The 20,315-nt window shown below is 72.8% G+C and carries 14 protein-coding genes; 8 read left to right on the top strand and 6 right to left on the bottom strand.

All coding sequences use genetic code 11. From position 1 onward, the window contains the following. Positions 1-39: 39 nt before the first annotated feature. The 4 genes from ACH4U7_RS34570 to ACH4U7_RS34555 form a co-directional block, all read right to left on the bottom strand. Complete coding sequence (locus tag ACH4U7_RS34570; protein WP_398531725.1) at positions 40-2,973, bottom strand: AAA family ATPase; 2,934 nt, start codon at positions 2,971-2,973, stop codon at positions 40-42. 285 nt (positions 2,974-3,258) lie between these two features. After that, positions 3,259-3,747 (bottom strand): ATP-binding protein, encoded by a 489-nt coding sequence (locus ACH4U7_RS34565; protein ID WP_398531724.1) that lies wholly within the window; start codon positions 3,745-3,747, stop codon positions 3,259-3,261. Beyond that, positions 3,744-3,938, bottom strand: coding sequence for a DUF5999 family protein (locus ACH4U7_RS34560; RefSeq protein ID WP_398531723.1), 195 nt, complete (start codon positions 3,936-3,938; stop codon positions 3,744-3,746). Before ACH4U7_RS34560 ends, ACH4U7_RS34565 begins: the two co-directional genes overlap by 4 nt. Before the next feature lie 861 nt (positions 3,939-4,799). Next, positions 4,800-6,929, bottom strand: a complete 2,130-nt coding sequence (locus ACH4U7_RS34555; RefSeq protein ID WP_398531722.1) for an ATP-binding protein — start codon at positions 6,927-6,929, stop codon at positions 4,800-4,802. Positions 6,930-7,332: 403 nt separating this feature from the next. On the opposite strand from ACH4U7_RS34555, the gene ACH4U7_RS34550 reads away from it, so the two are divergent. Both ACH4U7_RS34550 and ACH4U7_RS34545 read left to right on the top strand, forming a co-directional pair. Then, a complete protein-coding gene (locus ACH4U7_RS34550) occupies positions 7,333-9,621 on the top strand; it encodes an ATP-binding protein (protein WP_398531721.1) in 2,289 nt (762 codons plus the stop codon). 186 nt (positions 9,622-9,807) lie between these two features. After that, positions 9,808-11,709: a pyridoxal phosphate-dependent aminotransferase gene (locus tag ACH4U7_RS34545; RefSeq protein WP_398531910.1), complete on the top strand. Its 1,902-nt coding sequence runs from the start codon at positions 9,808-9,810 to the stop codon at positions 11,707-11,709. A gap of 98 nt (positions 11,710-11,807) precedes the next feature. Here ACH4U7_RS34545 and ACH4U7_RS34540 read toward each other — a convergent pair whose 3' ends face one another. Further along, a complete protein-coding gene (locus ACH4U7_RS34540; RefSeq protein ID WP_398531720.1) occupies positions 11,808-12,227 on the bottom strand; it encodes a hypothetical protein in 420 nt (139 codons plus the stop codon). A gap of 128 nt (positions 12,228-12,355) precedes the next feature. Between ACH4U7_RS34540 and ACH4U7_RS34535 the strand changes: the two genes are divergently transcribed. From ACH4U7_RS34535 to ACH4U7_RS34520, 4 genes are all read left to right on the top strand, one after another. Beyond that, positions 12,356-13,216 carry a helix-turn-helix domain-containing protein gene (locus tag ACH4U7_RS34535; protein WP_398531719.1) on the top strand — a complete coding sequence of 287 codons (861 nt, stop codon included), beginning with the start codon at positions 12,356-12,358 and terminating at the stop codon, positions 13,214-13,216. Beyond that, positions 13,217-13,453 (top strand): DUF397 domain-containing protein, encoded by a 237-nt coding sequence (locus tag ACH4U7_RS34530; RefSeq protein ID WP_089508268.1) that lies wholly within the window; start codon positions 13,217-13,219, stop codon positions 13,451-13,453. It abuts the gene before it with no gap. A gap of 53 nt (positions 13,454-13,506) precedes the next feature. Then, the gene (locus ACH4U7_RS34525; protein ID WP_398531718.1) at positions 13,507-14,316 is read left to right on the top strand and encodes an SAM-dependent methyltransferase; all 810 of its coding nucleotides are present in this window, start codon (positions 13,507-13,509) and stop codon (positions 14,314-14,316) included. Positions 14,317-16,428: 2,112 nt separating this feature from the next. Then, on the top strand, positions 16,429-17,700 hold the full coding sequence (locus ACH4U7_RS34520) for a transglycosylase family protein (protein WP_398531717.1): 1,272 nt from the start codon (positions 16,429-16,431) through the stop codon (positions 17,698-17,700). 159 nt (positions 17,701-17,859) lie between these two features. On the opposite strand, the gene ACH4U7_RS34515 is transcribed toward ACH4U7_RS34520, so the two are convergent. Further along, a complete protein-coding gene (locus ACH4U7_RS34515) occupies positions 17,860-18,591 on the bottom strand; it encodes a DUF429 domain-containing protein (protein WP_398531716.1) in 732 nt (243 codons plus the stop codon). A gap of 113 nt (positions 18,592-18,704) precedes the next feature. On the opposite strand from ACH4U7_RS34515, the gene ACH4U7_RS34510 reads away from it, so the two are divergent. Both ACH4U7_RS34510 and ACH4U7_RS34505 read left to right on the top strand, forming a co-directional pair. Continuing rightward, the gene (locus ACH4U7_RS34510; RefSeq protein ID WP_398531715.1) at positions 18,705-19,310 is read left to right on the top strand and encodes a DUF4291 domain-containing protein; all 606 of its coding nucleotides are present in this window, start codon (positions 18,705-18,707) and stop codon (positions 19,308-19,310) included. Positions 19,311-19,327: 17 nt separating this feature from the next. Continuing rightward, complete coding sequence (locus ACH4U7_RS34505; RefSeq protein WP_398531714.1) at positions 19,328-20,230, top strand: aminoglycoside phosphotransferase family protein; 903 nt, start codon at positions 19,328-19,330, stop codon at positions 20,228-20,230. Positions 20,231-20,315: the final 85 nt, after the last annotated feature.

The raw sequence follows: 20,315 nt of genomic DNA, 5'->3' as shown, positions 1-20,315 counted from the left end.
TTTATAGCCGGGGCGACCCCGGGCGCCGGGGCTCACCGCTCAGCGCCTGCCGCGGGACGCGGAGACCCAGGCGGGCGCCTGGGGGCCCGGGACGGTCGGGGAGCGCAGCGCGGCGCCGAGCTCGGCGCGCTGGCTGACGCTCAACTTGCGGTAGACGCCGGTCAGATGCATCTCCACGGTACGCACCGTGACGAACAGCGACTCCGCTATCTCGCGGTTGCCCGCCCCGGCCGCGGCGAGATTGGCGACCGTACGCTCCATACCGGTCAGCAGATCGACCGGTGAGGTGGTGATCTCCCGCATCCGCCCACCGGAGGCCACCAGCCGCCGCCGGGCCTCCCGGGCGAGCGCGAGCGCCCCGCAGCGCCAGGCGAGGTCGGCGGCGGTCCGCAGATGCTCCCGGGCGCCGCGCGCGTCGTCCGCCTCCAGCAGCGCCCCGCCCAGCAGATACTCGGCCCGGGCGTGCTCGGCCCGGGCGGGCGAGCGGGACAGCAACTCGACCGAATCGGCGAGCAGTTCGACACCCGGGCGCCCCTGGGTGGTCACCCCCCGGGCGAGCGCGGCCAGCCCCAGCGCACGGGAGGTCCCCCAGCGGCGGGCCAGCCCGGCGCCCCACTCGACGAGATCCCCGGCCTCCTCGGGGCGTTTGAGGTCCGCGAGCAGACAGGCCGCCTCGGCCCACCAAGGCGCGAACGCCGGGTTGGTGATCCCCGTCTCCTCCAAGGACCTGCCGCAGTCGAGGAACAGGCCGAGCGCGGTCTCGCCGTCGCCCAGCGCCCACCGGGCCCGCGCCCGCGCCATCAGATACCAGTGGTACTCCATCACGAAGCCGTCCAGGTTCGGCCGGGCGATCCGCTCCAGCAGCGCCTCGGCGCGCTCCGGCTCACCGCGGTCGACGAGCGCGGTGGCCAGCGCCGTCTGCGGCATGGTCACATTGCCGCTCCACCGCTCATCGGCGATGATCTCCACCGCCGTCTGGGCGTCCGCCAGGGCGTCGGGGATCTCGCCCATCGTGTGCAGCATCACGGAACGGGTGGAAAGACCGAGCACATACGTCCACACCGCCGCGTTCTCCTGGCTGTAGCGCAGCGAGAGATCCAGCGCCTCAAGCGAGCCCTGGGCGTCGTCGGCGAGGCCGAGGGTGAACGCGGAGAAGATCAGCGGCAGGGTGCCGGTCGCGGCGTCCGACGCCCGCTGCGCACGCCGGGCCTGCCGCACCGCCCGCTCCGCCGAACGCCCGTCCATCGCCGTCAGCACGCTCATCATGGCCAGCGTCTGCCGCTGCGCCGGGGTGTCCCCGGCCGGGGCGGCCATCCGCGCGAAACGCCCGCGGACGGCGGCGATCGTCGCCTTCTCGTCGCATCCGGTGATCAGCAGCACCGACTGGACGAGGGCGCGCAGTTCGCGGGCCGCGAGGTCGGGGTGGGGGTCGGCCCCCAGTTCGGCCTCCAGCGCGTCCAGGACCTCGCCGAGCACCCGTACGGCGGCGGGCGCCTGCTGCACGGTCAGACAGGCGAACCCGAACTGCACGGCGAGGGTCGCCTTCACCCGTACGTCCTCGGCCAGCGCCAGCGCCTCCCCCAGCAGCGCGATGGCCTCGGGCGGGTTGATCTCCGCCAGCGATCTGGCCAGTTGGGCGCGCACCGACACACTGTGCGGCTCCGCCTCCAGGACCCGGTACAGATAGCGGATCGCCGCTTCGGGGGCGCCCCGGGTCTCCGCCCCCGCCGCCGCCTCCCGCAGGACCCGCCGCATCCAGGGCTGGTCCACCACGGGCACCAGCAGAAGCTGGCCCGCGACCTCCTCTGCGGGCCGCCCCGCGTCGCTGAGCAGCAGGGCCGCCCTGGCCCGCAGCTCGCCCAGCTCCTCGGTCGCGGACGAGTCGAGCACCGCCGAGCGCACCACGTCATGCGCCAGGTCCACCCGGTCGGGGGCCACCACCTCGGCGCCCCGCAACACCGCCACCGCCTCCTCGACCAGCGCGACGGGCACCCCGGCCAGCGCCCCGACGTGCTCAGCCCGCTTTGAGTCCACCTCGCCGAGCACCGCGATCGCGGTGGCCACATCGCGCACCCAGGGGGCCAGGCGGCCCATCAGAGCGCGTACGGACAGCGCGACCACGCCCTGGCCCACTTCGGCGACCGCGCCCAGGCTCTTCTCATCCGGCGAGGCCCCCATGGACCGCAGTTCGCTGAGCAGCTTGGCGAGCATCAGGGGGTTGCCCCCGGAGACGGCGGCGGCGCGCTCGACGAAAGCGGCGTCGAGGGCATGGTCGGGTGTCGGGAAGACCCGCCCGACCATCTCCCCGACCCCCTCGTCGGTCAGCGGCTCCAGACGGATCGCCGTGGAGCGGGACTGGGCCGCGATATCCGCGAGCGCGCCTGGGGCGGTCGGTTCGGCCTCGGTGCGCTGGGCCAGCACCACCAGCAGCGGCAGATCGTCCGCGCGGCGCAGCAGGAAGTCGATCCAGCGCAGCGACCGCTCGTCGCACCAGTGGGCGTCGTCCAGGACCAGCACCAGCGGGCCGCGCGCCGTCAGGTTGACCGTGAGCCAGTAGAGCCCATGGAGCACGGGATAGACGGTCGCGGCCGTACCCGGCTCCTCCTCGGCGGGGGCGGGCCGCAGGGCGGGCAGCGCACGGCCGGCGCTGCCCTTCAGCAGCGGGGACTCGTGAACGCCTCGGTCCCCGGACTCGGTGAGCCCCAAGCTGCCGAACAGGGCCCGTACGCCGCCGTAGCCCGCGTTGGTCACGACCTCGCCGCACCGGCCATGGAGCACCGTCATGCCCTGGCACGCCCCACCGTTCACAAAGGCGTGCAGCAAAGTCGTCTTGCCGATACCGGCCGGGCCGGAGAGGATCACAAGACCGGCGCGCCCGGAGCGCGCCGCCTCGGCATGATCCCTCAGCGCCGCCAGTTCATCGGCGCGCCCGATTAAGGTGCCTGGTAACCAGGAGTTGTCGGTCCGGTCCATCACAGTAGCCCCCTCACGCCCCAACTCGCTGCGATAAGCCGGAAAGTGTGCTACTCACTGCAATGGTGAGACTACACGAGTGATACAAAGGTGATCAACCAATACGACAGTGATTGGTGATGTCCCACGGAATCGGTGTTCGCGCTACAGCGGGTGCGGGCATGCCGAGGCCCGGGGACGGAAGTCGCGGTCGAGGGCACTCACCTTCCGGTCCCCGGGCCGTTTCGGCATCACGGAGTGCGTGTATGCGCTGTAGCGTCCGATGGCATCTCCTTTCGTCGTAGGTCAGATGTCGGCGTGCCGATGTTGGCCGGCGCCGGGGCGGACGTGCAGTTCGAACCACACGGTCTTGCCCGTCCCGGTCCGGTGGCTGCCCCATGAGCGGGCCAGCAGATCGATCATGTAGAGGCCTCGGCCGCCCTCGTCGTCCTCGCAGGCCTGGCGCGACTGCGGAAGCGTGGGGTCGGCGTCCTCCACCTCACAGCGCAGGGTGCCGTCCGCCGGACACAGGCACAGCGTCAGCCGGACCGCCCCGCCGGTGTAGCGCAGCGCGTTGGTGACCACCTCGCTGACCAGCAGTTCGGCGTCGTCCGCCGATCCAGCGAGCGCCCATACGGCCAGCTGCGACAGGACCAGCCGACGGGCGCTGGGCACCGAGGAGGGATGGCGCGGCAGCACCCAGGAGATCCCACGGTCGGCGACACGGGCACCACGCCGCGCCGGGCGGCGGAAGGTGCCTGGCTGCGAGGCCAGGGCCACTGTGGAGGCGTTCATGCGGCCTGGTCCGGACAGGTACGGGGGGCGGGGATGACGCGTCCGTCGGGGAGCAGTTCACCCGTGTCCGCGAAGACCACCACGCCATTGCACAGGAGGCTCCACCCTTGTTCGGGGTGGGTCGCCACGAGACGCGCCGAGTCGTGGTCTGTGGCGTCGGCGGGCGGACAGGGGGGCTGATGATCACACATGGCTGGGGCCTTCGATCTTCCGCCGGCTTCCGGCGGAATCCGGAATCGAGACGACCACCAGCATGCGTCCGGGCGGATCTCCCGGGGAGGGGAGAAATCCCCGCATGGGTACCCGATCCGCGTGCGCGGAGCCCCGCCCCCGGGGCTCGCGGCCCCGGGGGCGGCCGCTGCGGTCTCGGCCCCCCGGTCGCCCCTTCGCGGGGACATGTCCCCGCGAGGCCCGCTGCACGCGCCGACACCGCACCGCGGTCCGGCGGGGCGCGGTGGCCTGGCGGGGCCCGGGCGGTCCCGTGAAGGGGGGCGCTTCGACCACCCCTCGCCGCGCGGGCTGCTCACGCGTCGGCTGAGGCCGCGCGAGAGCTATGCGGGTGCTGGAGCCTGACGGAACCCACCCGCGCCGAGCCGACGGCTCACGTGCCGGTCCAGGCCACGCAACGGCCACGGGCCCAAGGGCGAGGCGGGGTGACGGCTACCTCGCACCGGGCCGGCCGCTCACACACCGGTCATGCCGCGCGACGACCGCGAGCGCGCGAGCCGCGCCACGGCCCGCCCGTCCAACGGGCCCGGCGCGGCCCGCCCGCGCCAAGCCAGCGGCTCAGGCACGCCGCCGCCGCGCGACGACCGCGAGCGCGCAGGGCCCGACGGAACCACCCCGCCCCAAGCCGGCGGCCCACGCACCAGTCCAGGCCACGCAACGGCCACGGGGGCGGGCAGGAGAGCCGCCCCGCGCCACGGCCCGACAGCCCAACGCTGCCCGCCGGGACCCACCCACGCCAAGCCGGCAGCTCACGCGCCGACCGAAGCCGCCGACGACCGCGGGACGCGGAGCACGACGGAACCACCCCGCGCCGCGACAGCGGCTCACGCTTCGGCCGAAGCCGCGCGACGGCCGTGGGGGTGGAGGCGGGGCGGGTCGTGCAGGGCGGTGGCCGCCGCCTCGTCGGCCGTCAGCCGGGCCCCCGCCCGGTACGCGGCGGCGTACGCGCGGGTCCCCAGGTCCGTGCGGAGCCGGGTGGCGACCTCGTCGTGTACGGCGGCCAGGTGCCGGAACCCCGAGGGCGAGGCGCCCAGGGAGCTCCACATCGCGTCCGCCGCGCCCATCAGCCGCGCGCCGTGCCCGGGCTGCCCGCCGAAGGCCGCGCTCCAGGCCAGTACCTCGAGGCACAGCGCCATCCCCCACCCGTCGCGCACCACCCAGCGGGTCCGCAGTGCGTCCCGTACCAGCGCGGTCGCGCGCCGCCGGTCGCCGCGGTGCCAGGTGTGCAGGCCGAGCGCCCACAGCGCGTACGAGCGGGCCCACTGGGCCCCGGCCGCCTCGCACAGCGCCAGGCACTCCTCGCCGTAGACCGCCGCGCGGGCGTCGCCGGACAGGGCGCAGGCCATGGTCAGCTGGTAGAGGGCGGTCATCATGCCGTTGCGGTCGCGGGCCGCGCGGTGGCCCTCCAGCGCCTTCTCGATGAGGCGGACCGCCCGCGGGAAGTCGCCTTCGTACAGCGCGAGGGCGCCGCGATGCTGGGTGGCGCGGACCAGGGTGGGCTCGTGCCCGAGCCGCAGGGCCAGCTCCCGGCATTCGTCGAGCCGGGGCAGCGCCGAGGCCGTGTCCCCCTGGAGCGCCGCGAGCCACGCGTCCACCCACAGCGCCATGCCGCGGGCCACGCTCTCCTCGGGGGCGAGCCACAGCGCCTGTTCGAGCCAGTGGCGGCCCTCGGCGAGGCTGCCGCCGCAGATCCAGTGGGGCCACAGCCCCGCGGCTATCTCCAGCCCCGCGCGGGCCTCGCCGGGCTCGGCGCAGCAGAACTCCAGGGCCGTACGGAGGTTCGCGAGCTCGCCGCGCAGCCGGGTCAGCCACTCCTCCTGCCGCGCGGTGAGCCACTGCCCCTCGGCCTCGCGCACCAGGGCGCGGTACCAGTCGCGGTGGCGCCGCCGCAACGCGGCCACCTGCCCGTATCCGGCCAGCCGCGCCCGGCCGTACCGCCGGATTGTCTCCAGCAGCCGGTAGCGGACCTCGTCGCCGCGCTCCTCCCGCACCAGAATCGACTTGTCGACCAGCCCGGCCACCAGGTCGAGCACGTCCTCGCGCTCGAGGCCATCGCCGGCGCAGACCTCCTCCGCCGCCGGCAGGCCGAAGTCCCCGGCGAACACCGACACCCGGGCCCACAGGGTCCGCTCGGCCGGGGAGCACAGGTCGAAGCTCCAGTCGACGGCCGCGCCCAGGGTCTGGTGGCGGGCTCGGGTCGCACCGGCTTCCCCCGCTGTGCACTCCCCCGCCGCGGGCTCCCCCGCCATGGGCTCCAGCCACTGGTCCAGCTGGTCCAGGACCTGATCGGGGCTGAGGGTCCGCAGCCCGACCGCTGCCAGTTCGATGGCCAGCGGGAGGCCGTCGAGCCGCCCGCACAGCAGGGCCACGGCGTCGCCGTTGTGCGCGTCGAGGGTGAACGAGGGCGACACCCGCGCCGCGCGGGCCACGAAGAGCTGGACCGCCGGGTAGCGGGCCAGCGCCTGGGGGCTGTGCCGTCGATGCGGCTCGGGGACGGGCAGCGAGGGCACCCACAGGACCGTCTCCCCCTCCACCCGCAGCGGCTCGCGGCTGGTGACCAGCAGACACAGCCGAGGCGCCCGGCGCAGCAGGCGGTCGGCGAGCAGCGCGCAGGGCTCGATCAGGTGCTCGCAGTTGTCGAGGAGCAGCAGCGCCCGCTTTTCGCGCAGATGGTCGCCCAGCACCTCCATCGCGGACCGGGCGGCCTGGTCGCGCAGCCCCACCGCGCTCGCGACGGTCTGCGGGAGCAGGCTCGGGTCCTCCAGCGCGGTGAGCTCGGCGTTCCACACGCCGTCCGGGAAGTCCCCGCGCACCAGGTCGGCCACGCCGAGCGCCAGCCGGCTCTTGCCGACCCCCGCGACGCCGGTGAGGGTGAGCAGCCGCGTATGTCCGAGCAGCCTCCGGGCTTCGGTCAGCTCGTTCGCCCGCCCCACCATACGGCTCAAATAACTCATTAATACTATTCTCCCCATTTCATGCCGACCTCACGCAATGCCGCCTAGGGTTCGTCTTCGCTGGGGGCGTCCGGCCGCGAGCGGCGTCCGGCCGGGGGCACCTCCCAGCGGTAGCTGGGGGCGCATCGCAAGGCGGAGGATCGCCCTCGTACTGGGCGTACTCGGGCGACTCCGACAACGCAGCGAGATGCCGTGCCAGGCGTCGTGAGCAGGGCGCCCCCTTTGAAGACGGCCCCTAGGGCCCTGCGCGCCCCTTAAACCCCAGGGCATAGCCTGGAAGCGTCGGCCCGGTCGCGCGAGGCCCGAGGGCCGGGACTGGTTCGAGGCATCCATGAGCGCGGTGGTATCAGGCACCTCGAACGGTCGGCACACCGGAAGGCTGCCGGCCGAGGTGACCAGCTTTGTGGGACGTCGGCATGAAACGGCCGAGGTCAAGCGGATGCTGTCCGCCTCACGGCTGGTGACCCTGACCGGCGTGGGCGGGGTCGGCAAGACCCGGCTGGCGCTACGGGTGGCCGAGGACGCGCGCCGGGCGTTCCCGGACGGGGTGTGGCTGGTCGAGCTGGCCGCGCTGGCCGACCCCGGGCTGCTGGCGCAGAGCGTGAGCGAGGCGCTGGAGCTGCGGGACCACTCCTCCCGGCCCGCCGTCGAGGCCCTGGTCGACCATCTGCGCGACAAGCAGGCGCTGATCCTGCTGGACAACTGCGAGCAGCTGGTCGAGGCGTGTGCGCTGCTCACCGGCCGGCTGCTGCGCGAGGCCCCGCGACTGCGCGTCCTGGTCACCAGCCGGCAGGCGCTGGGCACGGCCGGCGAGCAGACACTGCCCGTCCCGGCGCTGGCGCTGCCGGACGCCGAGGGCCCCCGGCTGTCCATCGCGGCCCTGGCGCAGTGCGACGCGGTGCGGCTGTTCGTGGAGCGGGCCGGCGCCATCCTGCCCGGGTTCACCGTCACCGAGGCCAACCGGGACGCGGTGGAGGGGGTCTGCCGCCGGCTGGACGGCATTCCGCTGGGCATCGAGCTGGCGGCCGTACGGCTGCGGGCGCTGTCCGTACAGCAGCTGCTCGAGCGGCTGGACGACCGGTTCCGGCTGCTCACCACGGGCTCGCGGGCGGTCCTGCCGCGCCACCAGACGCTGCGGGCGCTCGTCGACTGGAGCTACGACCTGTGCACCGGCAAGGAGCAGCTGATGTGGGCCCGGATCTCGGTGTTCGCCGGGAGCCTGGACCTGGAGGCGGCCGAGGCGGTGTGCGGCGGGGACGGGATCGACCGAGACGAGGTTCTGGACCTGGTGGCCGGTCTGGTGGACAAGTCGGTGCTGATCCGGGAGGACCACCCGGAGGCGGTGCGCTACCGGATGCTGGACACCCTGCGCCACTACGGCCGGGAACGGCTCGCCGCGGCCGGGGAGGAGGCGGAGCGGCTGCGCCGCCACCGGGACTACTACCAGCGGCTGGCGGCCACGGCGCGCGCCGAGCTGTTCGGCCCCTCACAGGTGCCGTGGTTCACCCGGCTCCAGCAGGAACACGCCAATCTGCGCGCCGCGCTGGAGTACAGCTTCGCCGAGCCCGGGCAGGCGGCGGCCGGGCTCGGCATCGCGACCGATCTGCTCTACCACTGGATCACCAGCTACTACCTCACCGAGGGGCGCGGCTGGCTGGACCGGGGCCTGGCCCTGTGCCCCGACCCGACCGAGGTGCGCGCCCGCGCGCTGTGGACCGACGGCTGGCTGGCCATCATCCAGTCCGATATCGACGCGGCCGCCGCCATGCTGGACGAGTGCCGGGAGCTCGGCGCCCGGCTGCGGCAGGAGGCGATCCTCGGCTATGTCGCGCTCTACTCCGGGATGATCGCCATGTGCCGGGGCGACACCGAGTCGGCGATCGAGCTGTACCAGGAGGCCGTGGCGCGCCATCGCGCCGCCCGCGATCCGGTGGGCCTTGCACTCGCCCTGATCCGGCTCTCCCTGGCGCATTCGTTCCTGGGTGACTCACCGCGCGCCATCGCGGTGGGCGAGGAGTCGCTGGCGGTGTGCGACGCATACGAGGAGGGCTGGCACCGGGCGTACGCGACGATGGCGCTCGGCGTCGAGGTGTGGCGCCAGGGCGACCACGAGCGCGCGGCCGCCCTGGAGCGGGAGAGCCTGAACTTCAACCGCTCGCTGGACGACCCGCTGGGGGTCGGGGTCAATCTGGAGGTGATGGCCTGGATCTCGGCCGCGCAGAGCCAGTACCAGCGGGCGGCCAGGCTGCTGGGCGCCCTGCGGAACATCTGGCACCACATCGGCGCCCCGCTGTCGGGTTACGGCCACCTCGTCCGCTACCACGAGGGCTGTGAGGCGGACACCCGCCGGTCCCTGGGCAAGCAGGCGTTCCAGGCGGCCGTGAAGGAGGGCGCCCGGCTCTCCTACGACGAGGCGCTGGCCTACGCGCTCCAGGACCAACTGCCCACCCGGGCCCCGGCCGGGGAGGGTGAGCAGCCCTCTCCGCTGACCCCGCGGGAGACCGAGATCGCGCGTCTGGTGGCGCGGGGGCTGAGCAACAAGGAGATCGCGGCCGCGCTGGTGATCGCCCAGCGCACCGCCGAGGGTCATATCGAGCGCATTCTGAGCAAGCTCGGGTTCAATTCCCGGGCTCAGGTGGCAGTCTGGGTAGCCGGACAGAACCGGTCCGAACAGGATGTTGAGGCGGAATGATAACCGCTCACTTGTTCCCTTGTCCCGAACTTCTCAAACACCCCACGAAAATGCTCAGTAGACCAACGTCTGCGGGATCATGCAGCAGGCTCTGGAGACAGAGCAGCAACGGTCGTGTCCGCACGGCCCCGTGACCGAGGAGGTCCTGCTGTGACTGTTGCCGCAGTCGGCAATTCCGGGAATGCCATGGAACTGTTCCGTGGCACCAACCACAGCCCGTCGTATTTCTCGCTCTCCCGGGCGGGAGTGGGACAGGACGTCGTCGACTTCTGCATCCCCTGCAACCCGTACTTCCCCACGCCCGCGATGTTCGCGGTGCTGGCGGTCCGGCTGCGGGACATCCTCACGTACTACCCGAGCTCCGCGGACACCATCACCGCCGAGCTGGCCAGCCTGCTCGGGCTGCAGCCGCAGACCATGGCGATGGGCAACGGCTCGACCGAGCTCATCACCTGGATCGACCATCTGCTGGTCAAGGAGAGCCTGGCGGTGCCGATCCCCACCTTCGGCCGGTGGACCGACCAGCCGATGGAGACCGGCAAGCGCGTCGACATGTTCCAGCTCCCGGAGATGGACGGCTTCCGGCTCGACCCGGACGCCTTCGTCTCCTTCGTGAGGTCGAGGGGTTCGCGGGTCGCGGTGATCTGCAACCCCAACAACCCCGACGGCGGACTGCTGCCCCGGCACGCCGTCGTCGCCATGATGGACGCCCTCGCCGATCTCGACCTGGTCGTCATCGACGAGTCCTTCCTGGAGTTCGCCGACTCGGAGGCCTATCCGAGCGTCGTGGACGAGGCGGTGCTGCGGCCCAATGTCATTGTGCTGCGCAGCCTCGGCAAGAACTTCGGACTGCACGGCGTCCGTTTCGGCTATCTGGTGGCCAATCCGGCGCTCGCCGTCCAGATCCGCTCCCGGTTGCCGAAGTGGAATCTCAACTCCTTCGCCGAGGTCATCGTCTTCATGCTGAAGCGATACCAGCCGGAGTACGCGCAGAGTCTGCGCATGCTCAGCCGCGACCGGCAGGAGATGACCGCCCAACTGGCCAATCTGCCCGGGCTGACGGTCTATCCCTCCCAGGGCAACTTCGTCTTCGTCAAGCTCCCGGAGGGTGCGGACGGCGCCCAGGTGCGCGACCGGCTGCTGTCCGAACACGGCGTGCTGGTCCGTGAATGCGGCAACAAGCTGGGCAGCAGCAGCCAGTTCATGCGGCTGGTGGTGCGCTCCCAGCCTGATGTGCAGCGACTGCTGACCGGGCTGAGCACGGTGCTGTACGGCACGGCCTGGTACGCCCCGCAGCCCTCCCTCGATCAGCAGCCGTCCTACGCGCTGGAGCAGCCCTCGTACGCCCTGCCCCAGCAGCCGTCGTACGCGCTGGAGCAGCCCTCGTACGCCTCGTACGCCCTGCCGCAGCAGCCCTCGTACGCGCTGCCGCAACCGGTGACCGAGCTCCAGATGCTGCTCGCGTCCGCGCAGCAGCAGCAGCAACAACAACAGCAACAGCAACAGCCGCAACCGGCCCTGTACCCCGCCACCCCGCTCCAGACGGCACAGGACACCTACGGGGGCTACGCGGCGCAGCAGGCGATGGCCGCGGCCTTTGCGCAGCCCCAGGCGCAGCCCATGGCCGAGCTGACCCCCGCCGCGTACACCCCCGCCGGCCAGATGCCGCTCTACCAGTCCCAGCAGACGACGGGCGCCTACGCCCGGCTGCAAGCCATGCAGCAGGCCCTGCAGCAGGCACCGCAGTCGCTGCAGGAGGTGCAGACACCGCAACCGAGCGCGCCACAGCCCGCACAGCCCGCGCGGCCTGCGCAGACCGCGCAGCAACAGCCCTCGGGTGGCGGCCGGATGACGGTCTACGCGCCGGACCCGGCCGCCGTCGCGGGGGACATGTCGATGGACGACACGCTCATCTACATGCCGACGGTCGTCACCGACTCCGCCCCCGACCCGGCCCCGGCCACTCCGGCCGAGGCCACTGCGCCCGCCGCGCTGCCCTCCATGGACAGCGACGACCCGCCCGGCGGGGGCACCATGCGCCGCTATCCGCGGCCCGCCGCGTATCTGCAGACCGACAACGGTTCCTGACGGCGGGTACGGGGCTCCGGGGTCCGGCCCTGGCTGGACGGACCCCGGACAGGTGGGGCGCCGGGCGAGCCGCGGCCTCTGACGGGCCCGCCGGAACGTTACGGCCCCGGCCGGGCCGGCCAGGCCGGGGAGACTCCGGCGACCGCGCACACGGCTATATGCAGCACCAGCGGATGGGTGTACGGCACGGTGCCCTCGGGCCGGTGGATCAGCCGGGGCGCCTCGGCCACCGGATCCGGCCGGCCCGGCGGCGCGTCGGACACCACCGCGCCGACCGAATACAGAGCGATCGCGGGCCAGTTGAGCCCACAGTCCGACCGCGGTGGAACGATCCACCACCATCGGCCGACGGCGGAGTAGACACAGCCCGCCCTGGGCAGCAGCTCCATGACCTGACGTCCATGCCGCTCCGGCAGGGCGATGGCGTCGTATCCGGCCTCGGCGAACAGCGTGGGCGGCAGCTCCAGACGCTGTCGACGGCCGGGCCTGGGCGGCGCCGCGGGAGTTGACGGGATCACGACGCCACTATGCGTAACGCCTCGTGCACTTGGCAAGGGGCACTCTGAAAAGTGCAGAGTCGCAAGTGCAGTGTGTCCGCTCCATTCAGGGCATGACACACTGCGGGCATCAGCTGCGGGAGGTAGAAGTGAGTGAACCGCGGTCCGCCCCGACCGTGGGCCAAGTCGTGCTTGGCAAGCGCCTGCGGGAGCTGCGCGAAAGAGCGGGTCTCAAGCGCGAACAGGCCGCCAAGGTGCTGCATGTGGCCCCCGCCACCATCCGCAGGATGGAGACCGCCGAGGTCGCCCTGAAGATCCCGTATGTGCGGATGCTGCTGGACGCCTACGGCGTCACCGGCGGCGAGGCCGAGGCGTTCATCACCCTCACCGAGGACGCCAACCGGCCGGGCTGGTGGCAGCGGTTCCACGACATCCTGCCGGACTGGTTCAGCGTGCATGTCAGTCTGGAGGGCGCCGCCGCGGTCATCCGCGCGTACGAGCCGCACTTCGTCCCCGGCCTGCTGCAGACCGAGGACTACGCCCGGGCCATCATGCGCACCGGCGCCGTCGGCCAGGTCGACCCTGAGGAGTCCGAGCGGCATGTCGCCCTGCGCATGGAGCGCCAGACGCTGCTCACCCGCGAGGACGCCCCGCATCTGTGGGTGGTGTTGGACGAAACCGTCCTGCGCCGCCCCGTGGGCACCCCCGAGGTCATGCGGGGCCAGATCGACCGATTGCTGACGGCCACCGAGCGGCCCAATGTCACCCTGCAGATAGCGGAGTTCTCCTCGGGACACCACCCGGGCACCTACGGGCCCTTCGTCCTCTTCCGCTTCGCTGTACCCGAACTGCCGGACATGGTCTACGTCGAGTACCTGACCGGCGCCGTCTACCTCGACGAACGTGTCGAGGTGGCCTCCCATCTGGAGGTCCTGGACCGCATGGCGGCCCAGGCGGCAACCGCACGACGCACAAAGGAAATCCTCCGCGATTTCCGCAAGGAGCTCTGAATGGATCGCATTTTCAACGGCATGCGCGCGGCCGACCTCGGCACCGAGGGCTGGCACAAGCCGTGGAGCGGCGGCAACGGCGGCAACTGCGTCGAGGCCAGGAAACTGGACGACGGCCGGGTCGCGCTCCGACAGTCCACCGATCCGGAGGGCCCGGCGCTGATCTACACCCGCAGCGAGATCATCGCCTTCATCCAGGGCGCCAAGGCCGGCAAGGCCGACTTCCTGGTCTCCTGACACATCCGCACCCGCACACCGGCACCACCGCGCCGACCCCCATGGAGCGCACCATGTCAGCATCCGGGCCAGAGCCCACCAGAATCGACACCAGCAGGCCCCACCCGGCCCGCGTCTACGACTACATACTCGGCGGCAAGAACAACTACCCCGTCGATGAGCAACTGGCCGTGCAGGTCCTCGACATCGACCCGACCGTCAGAGACTCGGCCAGGATCAACCGCCTCTTCATGCACCGCGCGACCGAGTGGCTGGCCCGCTCCGGCACCCGCCAGTTCCTCGACATCGGCACCGGGATCCCCACCGAGCCCAACCTCCACCAGATCGCCCAGCGGATCGCCCCCGACTCCCGCGTGGTCTACACGGACAACGACCCCATCGTGCTGCGCCACGCCGAAGCGCTGCTGCGCAGCACCCCGGAAGGCGCCACCCACTACCTCGAAGCGGATGTGCGCGAGCCCGGGAAAATCATCGAGCTGGCCACCGATGTACTCGACCTGAGCCGGCCGGTCGCCCTCTCCCTCATCTCGCTCATGCACTTCATCCCGGACGAGGACGGCGCCTACGACCTGGTGCACGGCTTGATGGACGCGCTCGCCCCGGGCAGCCACCTGGTGTTCTCGCATGCCACCGCCGACGGCAGCGAGGAGGAGGCGGAGCGAGTCGTGTCCCTGTACCGCCAGGGTGGCGTGACCCTGCGGCCACGCACCCGGGCGGAGGTGGCGAGGTTCTTCCACGGCCTGGAGCCCGTCGGCCCGGCGCCGGTCCTGGTGTCGCACTGGCAGCCGGACGCCGCGGAGGAAGAACTCGCCCCCGACGACCCGCCGGTCACCGTCTACGCGGGCCTGGCGCGCAAGCCCTGAGCCCGGCCGGCGGCGGTCCCGTCTCGTGCCGGTAACGGTCCCCGCTCGTCGGCATCGCCCGCTGCCGCCCCCCGCGGCGGCGGGCGAGCGGGCCCGGCCCGGTGTTCGACGGGCGGTCGGCGGCATGCGACGGCGCAGCGTGCGCCCCCTGGGCAGGCGTCCAGCGGCATGGCGTACGCATGGATACGACACATCACGTACGGCGGCGAGCGACGATGACCGCCGTACGCCGTAGGCGCGGTGCGCTCCCCAGGCGGTGCGAGCCCGGCCGCGGGCCCTTACCGCTCACCGGGGACGGGACCCTGGATAAAGAGGGACTGGTGCCCTCGCGGGTCCCGACCGGGCGGCGGGGAGAGTTGATTATTCACAAACCGCCCCGGCGGGCGGTCTGCGGAGGAAGTCGATGTGATTGACATGGTATGCGCGGCGGCACGCCTCCCGCTATACGTGGACCGCCTGATTCTCCGCCAGTTTCCGGGCCCGGGCGGCGATCGCCTTTTCGGGAGAAGCACGGCGGTGCGGCGGATCTTCTCCTATCCCGCCGCTCATCCCGGCCCTCGCGGGCGGCATCGTTTTGCGGCTCCGGCCCGTAGCACCGGCTCGGCCCCGCGCCTCGGGCCGGACCGGAGCCTCGCACGACAGAGCGGATATCGCACGGCCGAGAAGGGACGGTTCACGCACAAGGTCGATTTTACGGCCCGGCCACGTAGCGGCGGGTTCCGCCTCCGTCCCACTCCGTCCCAGGCCCGGCCCGCAGGCCGAACGCCCCACGGTGCGCCGCAAATCCATCCGACCGGGTAAGGAACCCCTCAGTCGACAGGCTCCGTCCCACGTCCCGGGCCGGGGCGGAGTCCGCGGATCGAGGATGCGGTAAATCGATACGGATGAGAAGGGGCGCCTCGCCCGCGGGGCACCGACGACAGCGATATAAGGACTCGCCGCGCAGCCGGCGCTCCTCGTCGGCCCGGGACATGAGGGGGGATCCGCCCCGGCTCGGAGACGGGAACTCCACACGGCGCCCCTCAGACGGGGCCTCGCGCATCCATACCCCCAGGAAGGAGCGGGTCCGCGGGCGGCGGTCCCCGCCCGGTCCCGGCCACGAGGAGACGCCGCCGCAGGCCCCGGACCGGGCCGGTGACCTCCGCTACGACGAGCTGTCCGGGGATACCGCCGGGAAGGGGCGATTCGCGGCCCGCGCCGATAGTCGCCATACGGCCCGCCTCGTACGACAAGCTCCGCTCCGGGACCCGGCCCTGCGATCGAACCGAGCACCAGGGAGCGCAAATGCATCCGCCCAGCACGGAACGGATCACCCTCGTGTCCGGATCTGATATGCCGTGCGCGGCGACTCGATGACGACCTGTCGAAACAAGTGCGACGTCGCTTCGCGCGCGGGGCGTTGCCCGAGGGCTACGGTCGGCTACGGTCGGCGCGAACGCGCAGGCCCGGCCGCTACCGCCCGCATGACGCCTCCGTACTTCTTCTCCCCTTCTTCTCTCCTTCTCCTGCCCTCCTTCTCTCTCGCTTCCCTCCCTCTTCTCCCCCGCTTCTCCCCCGCTCTCCGGCGGATGGGTTCGGCTGCCCCGCGGCGCTTTTCCCTCTCCTCCCGGCCGGATCCCCCAGGGCGGGAGCGGGGGACCGGCTCGGCGCGGGGGCCGGCGGATTCCGGGCGGCGGCGGAGTGCCGGGCCCGGTGCCGCCCGATCTCCCTCGTACCGCGCGCATTTCGTCCCCCATCGCGGCCTGCGGTGCCGATGGGGCGGGTAAACCAATCCCGAGGATTACCCGGTCCGGTCCGCACCGGGAAAGAATCATTTCCCGCCCCCGCCCGGTCGCCGCGGAGCTCGGCCCCGTCGCCGGGCCGGGCGCGACGGAGGCCCGCCGCGTCCAGGCCGCCGCCGGCTACGGGCCGAGCCGTGCGCCCCCGGTCCTCCACGCGCCTTGCCGTGCGGGGCTGATGGAGCATCAGCTTCCGTGGGGGTGGCGTTCGACGGCGCACGGCCGTCCGTGAGACCCCCAGCGCCTTGTGACCTGCGCCTCCCGGCTGCGGTACTCGTACAGCCCGCCGGGGCTGCCGGTGGGCGAGTCGAACGCTCGTGGAGGGAACAGGCCCATGGCCCAACGAGGAAGTCACCGCCGTTCCGCACCGCCCAGCCGGATCTCGCCCCTGTGTGCCGCCCTCACCGTGGGCAGCGTGAGCATCGTCCTGCCGCTCCTGGGCGCCGATGTGGCCGTCGCGGCCCCCTCGGAAACTTGGGACAAGGTCGCCGAGTGCGAGAGCGGTGGCGACTGGAACATCAACACCGGCAACGGCTACTACGGCGGGCTGCAGTTCTCCCAGCACACCTGGGAGGCCTACGGCGGCACCAAGTACGCCGCCCGGGCCGACCTGGCCACCCGGGCCCAGCAGATCACCGTGGCCGAGGCGGTACTGCGCCGCCAAGGTCCGGGCGCGTGGCCGGTCTGCTCGGTACGGGGGCGGCTGACCCGCGACAGCCGGCCCGCGTCCGGCGCGAACCGCGGCGGCTCCGGCCACTCCGCGGGTTCCGGACACTCGGCGGGGTCACGCAGCTCCACGGGGTCCCGCCACCACTCCCCCGCCCCGCGGCGGCACGCCACCGGCTCCGGGCCGTACCGGGTGGTGCCCGGGGACTCGCTGTCGCGCATCGCGCAGCGCGAGTCCGTAAGCGGTGGCTGGAAGGCGCTCTACCGCGCCAACCGGCGCACCATCGGCTCCGACCCGGACAAGATCTACCCCGGTCAGCGGCTCGCCTTCCCCTCCCGCACCGGCGCGGCGCGCACGGCGGCGGCACACGGGAAGCAGCCGCAGGCAAAGCAGCCGCAGGCAAAGCAGCCACAAGCAAAGCGGCCACACACGAAGCAGCCGCGCTCCGCGCGAAGTAGTCACCAACAGGCCGGCAAGGCGGGGGCCACGACATCGGGCACCTCGGCCCACAGCGCCCGCCGGTCCTCCGCCCAGCGCCGCCACATGACCCCGGTCAGCGGCCCGCTCGGCACGTCGTACGGCGTCCGCGGCCCGCGCTGGGCCAGCGGCCACCACACCGGGGTCGACTTCGTGGTGCCCGTCGGCACCGGGGTGCGCGCGGCCTCCGCGGGCGTCGTGGTGACCGCGGGCTGGGGCGGCTCCTACGGCTACGAAGTGGTGATCCGCCACTCCGACGGCCTCTACACCCAGTACGCGCACCTGTCCTCGCTGGCGGTGCGCCCCGGACAGACGGTGGACGCCGGCCTGCGGATCGGCCGCTCCGGCGCCACCGGCAACGCCACCGGACCGCACCTCCACTTCGAGGTGCGCACCGGTCCGCGCTACGGCTCGGACGTCGACCCCGTCGCGTATCTGCGCTCGCGCGGAGTCGCCATCTGACGCCTGGCCGGACCGGCGAACGGGAGGCCGCCCGGCGGAGGGGGCCGGGCGGCTTCCCGCTTCCCGCGCTTCGCCCCGTACCGGAGCCCCGTACCGGAGTGGGCTGTGTCGGCCGGACGCGGTCGGCACAGCCCACTCCGGTCAGTACACCCGCTCCGGTCAGTACCAGATGGCGACCGGGAGCCCGTCGCGCGTCGTCTCGGGCGGGTCGGGCAGGCTCACCGCGGTGCCGAGGGCGATCCGGTGCGCGCTCCAGGCCGCCGCCGCGGCGTCCAGGACGTCGTCGGGCGGCACCCGGCCCGCCGGGCCGAGCTCGTCGGGCAGGGCGATGCCCTGCTCACCGAGCAGCCGCCGCCGCTGGACCTGGCCGTTCCAGCTCTTCTTGCTCGAGGCCACCGGGTGGCCGCCGTTCATGGCCGCGAAGGAGACCTCGGGGTGCACCTCGTACAGGCGCCGCTCGCCGCCGTCGCGGCAGGCGTTGGCCTCCCGCAGCTTCGTCACCAGACCCCAGGACTGACGGGACAGCCCCGAGCCCGTGAGGCGCCGACAGCGCTCGTTGGCCGCGCCGTAGTCGGGCTCCTCCCACACCGGGCGCGGCGGCACCGGGAAGACCCGCGAGCGGTGCGGGGCCACTCGGCAGAGCGCCAACTCGTCCGCGCGCCGCCGCCCCGCCTCCAGCAGCCCCAGCGGAATGTCGACCGCCACCACGGCGCCCGCCGGCACCCGCGTCAGCAACGCCGCCAGCGCCGCATCCATATCGGCACCCGCAAACCGGCCGCCCCGCAGGGCCACCGCCACCCAGCCACCCGGGCAGGCGTCCACCCCCACGACATGCGGTGCCGCGCCACCGGCGGCGGGAGAGGTGTCGACAACGTCGCTTTCGGAACCCATGCGCCGTATCCGACCACGCACCGGGCCGCACCGCACAGCACCATTTCGGCAGATCGGCGCGACGGGCCTAATTCGCTGGCAACCCACGGCCCACACCCGCCACCCTGGTGGCCATGCAAGAACCGCGACATCAGATCCGCGCGCTCCACACGGAGTCCACGGTCACCGTCTACCAGGCGTACGCCCCGCATCTCGGCCTGCCCGCGGCCCGCGACGGCCGCTTCCCGGTCGCCTGGAAGCGGGACCGGATGACGTGGATCAAGCCGTCGTTCCTGTGGATGATGTACCGCTGCGGCTGGGGTGCGAAGGAGGGGCAGGAGACCGTTCTGGCCGTCGAGATCACCCGCGAAGGGTTCGAGTGGGCGCTCGGCCGGTCGTGTCTGTCGCACTACGAGCGCGGGCTCCACCCCGACCAGGCCGCCTGGAAGCGGGCGTTGAAGGCCGCCCCCGCGCGCGTCCAGTGGGATCCGGAGCGGGATCTACGGCTGCGGCCGCTGTCGTATCGCTCGCTGCAGCTCGGGCTCTCGGGCGAGGCGGCGCGCCGTTACGCGGACGAGTGGACGGTCGCGATCACCGATGTGACCCCGCTGGCGCACGAGGTCCACGCCCTGGTGCGCCGGGACGAGCTCGACGCGGCGGCGAGGCTGCTCCCCGAGGAGCGCCCGTACCCGGCCGGGGACGAGTTGCTGAGCCATCTGCGCGCGCCCGCGGCGTGCTGAACGAGGAGAAACCACTGATGGGCGCGGGCAGAATGCACGCTGACGAGTTCGACATCGACGTACCGCTGGTGCGGCGGCTGGTGGCCGCGCGGTTCCCGCGGTGGGCGGATCTGCCCGTGGAGCGGTTTCCGTCGGACGGCACGTCGAACGCGATGTTCCGGCTCGGCGACGGGATGGCCGTGCGGCTGCCCCTCGCCGAGCGGATGGTGGGGGATGTGGAGTTCGAGCACCGGTGGCTGCCGCGGCTCGCCCCGCTGCTGCCGGTCGACATACCCGTGGTGCTCGAAGAAGGGCTGCCCACCGAGGACTTCCCCTGGCCCTGGTCCGTCCACCGCTGGCTCGACGGCGAGAACCCGGCCGTCGGCGGCCTCGCCGACCCCGCCGGACTCGCCACGGACCTGGCGGCGTTCATCGCCGCGGTGCGCCGGATCGAGCTCACGGACGGCCCGGCCGCCCACCGGGGTGGGCCGTTGACCACGCAGGACGCCGAAACCCGCGCCGCCATCAAGGAGCTGAACGGCGTCATCGACACGAGGGCCGCCACCGCGGCGTGGGAGGCTGCCCTGGAGGCGCCCGAGTGGTCCGGCCCGGCCGTGTGGGTCCACTCCGATCTGATGCCGGGCAATCTGCTGGTCGCCCGAGGCCGGCTGAGCGCGGTCATCGACTTCGCGACGGCGGGCGTGGGGGATCCCGCATGCGATCTGATCGTCGCCTGGAACCTCCTCCCCGCACAGGTGCGGAACCGCTTCCGCGCGGCCGTCGACGCCGACGACGCGACCTGGGCGCGCGGCCGCGGCCGGGCCCTGTCCATGGCGCTCATCCAACTCCCCTACTACCAGCACACAAACCCGGGGATCGCGGCCAACGCGCGCCATGTGATCCGGGAGGTGCTGGCGGACCACGGGCGGTGCCCGGGGTGAAGGGGCTGAGGGTGGCGCCGCCGCGCCACCCTCCCGCCCCCGCCCCGGGCACCGCCCGGCGATCCCGCTGGAGCGCCGCCCTCTC

This window comes from Streptomyces sp. NPDC020845, assembly GCF_044334165.1.
Taxonomy (GTDB): domain Bacteria; phylum Actinomycetota; class Actinomycetes; order Streptomycetales; family Streptomycetaceae; genus Streptomyces.
Note: the sequence above shows the minus strand (reverse complement) of the source record. Positions and strands in the feature narration are given on the sequence as shown.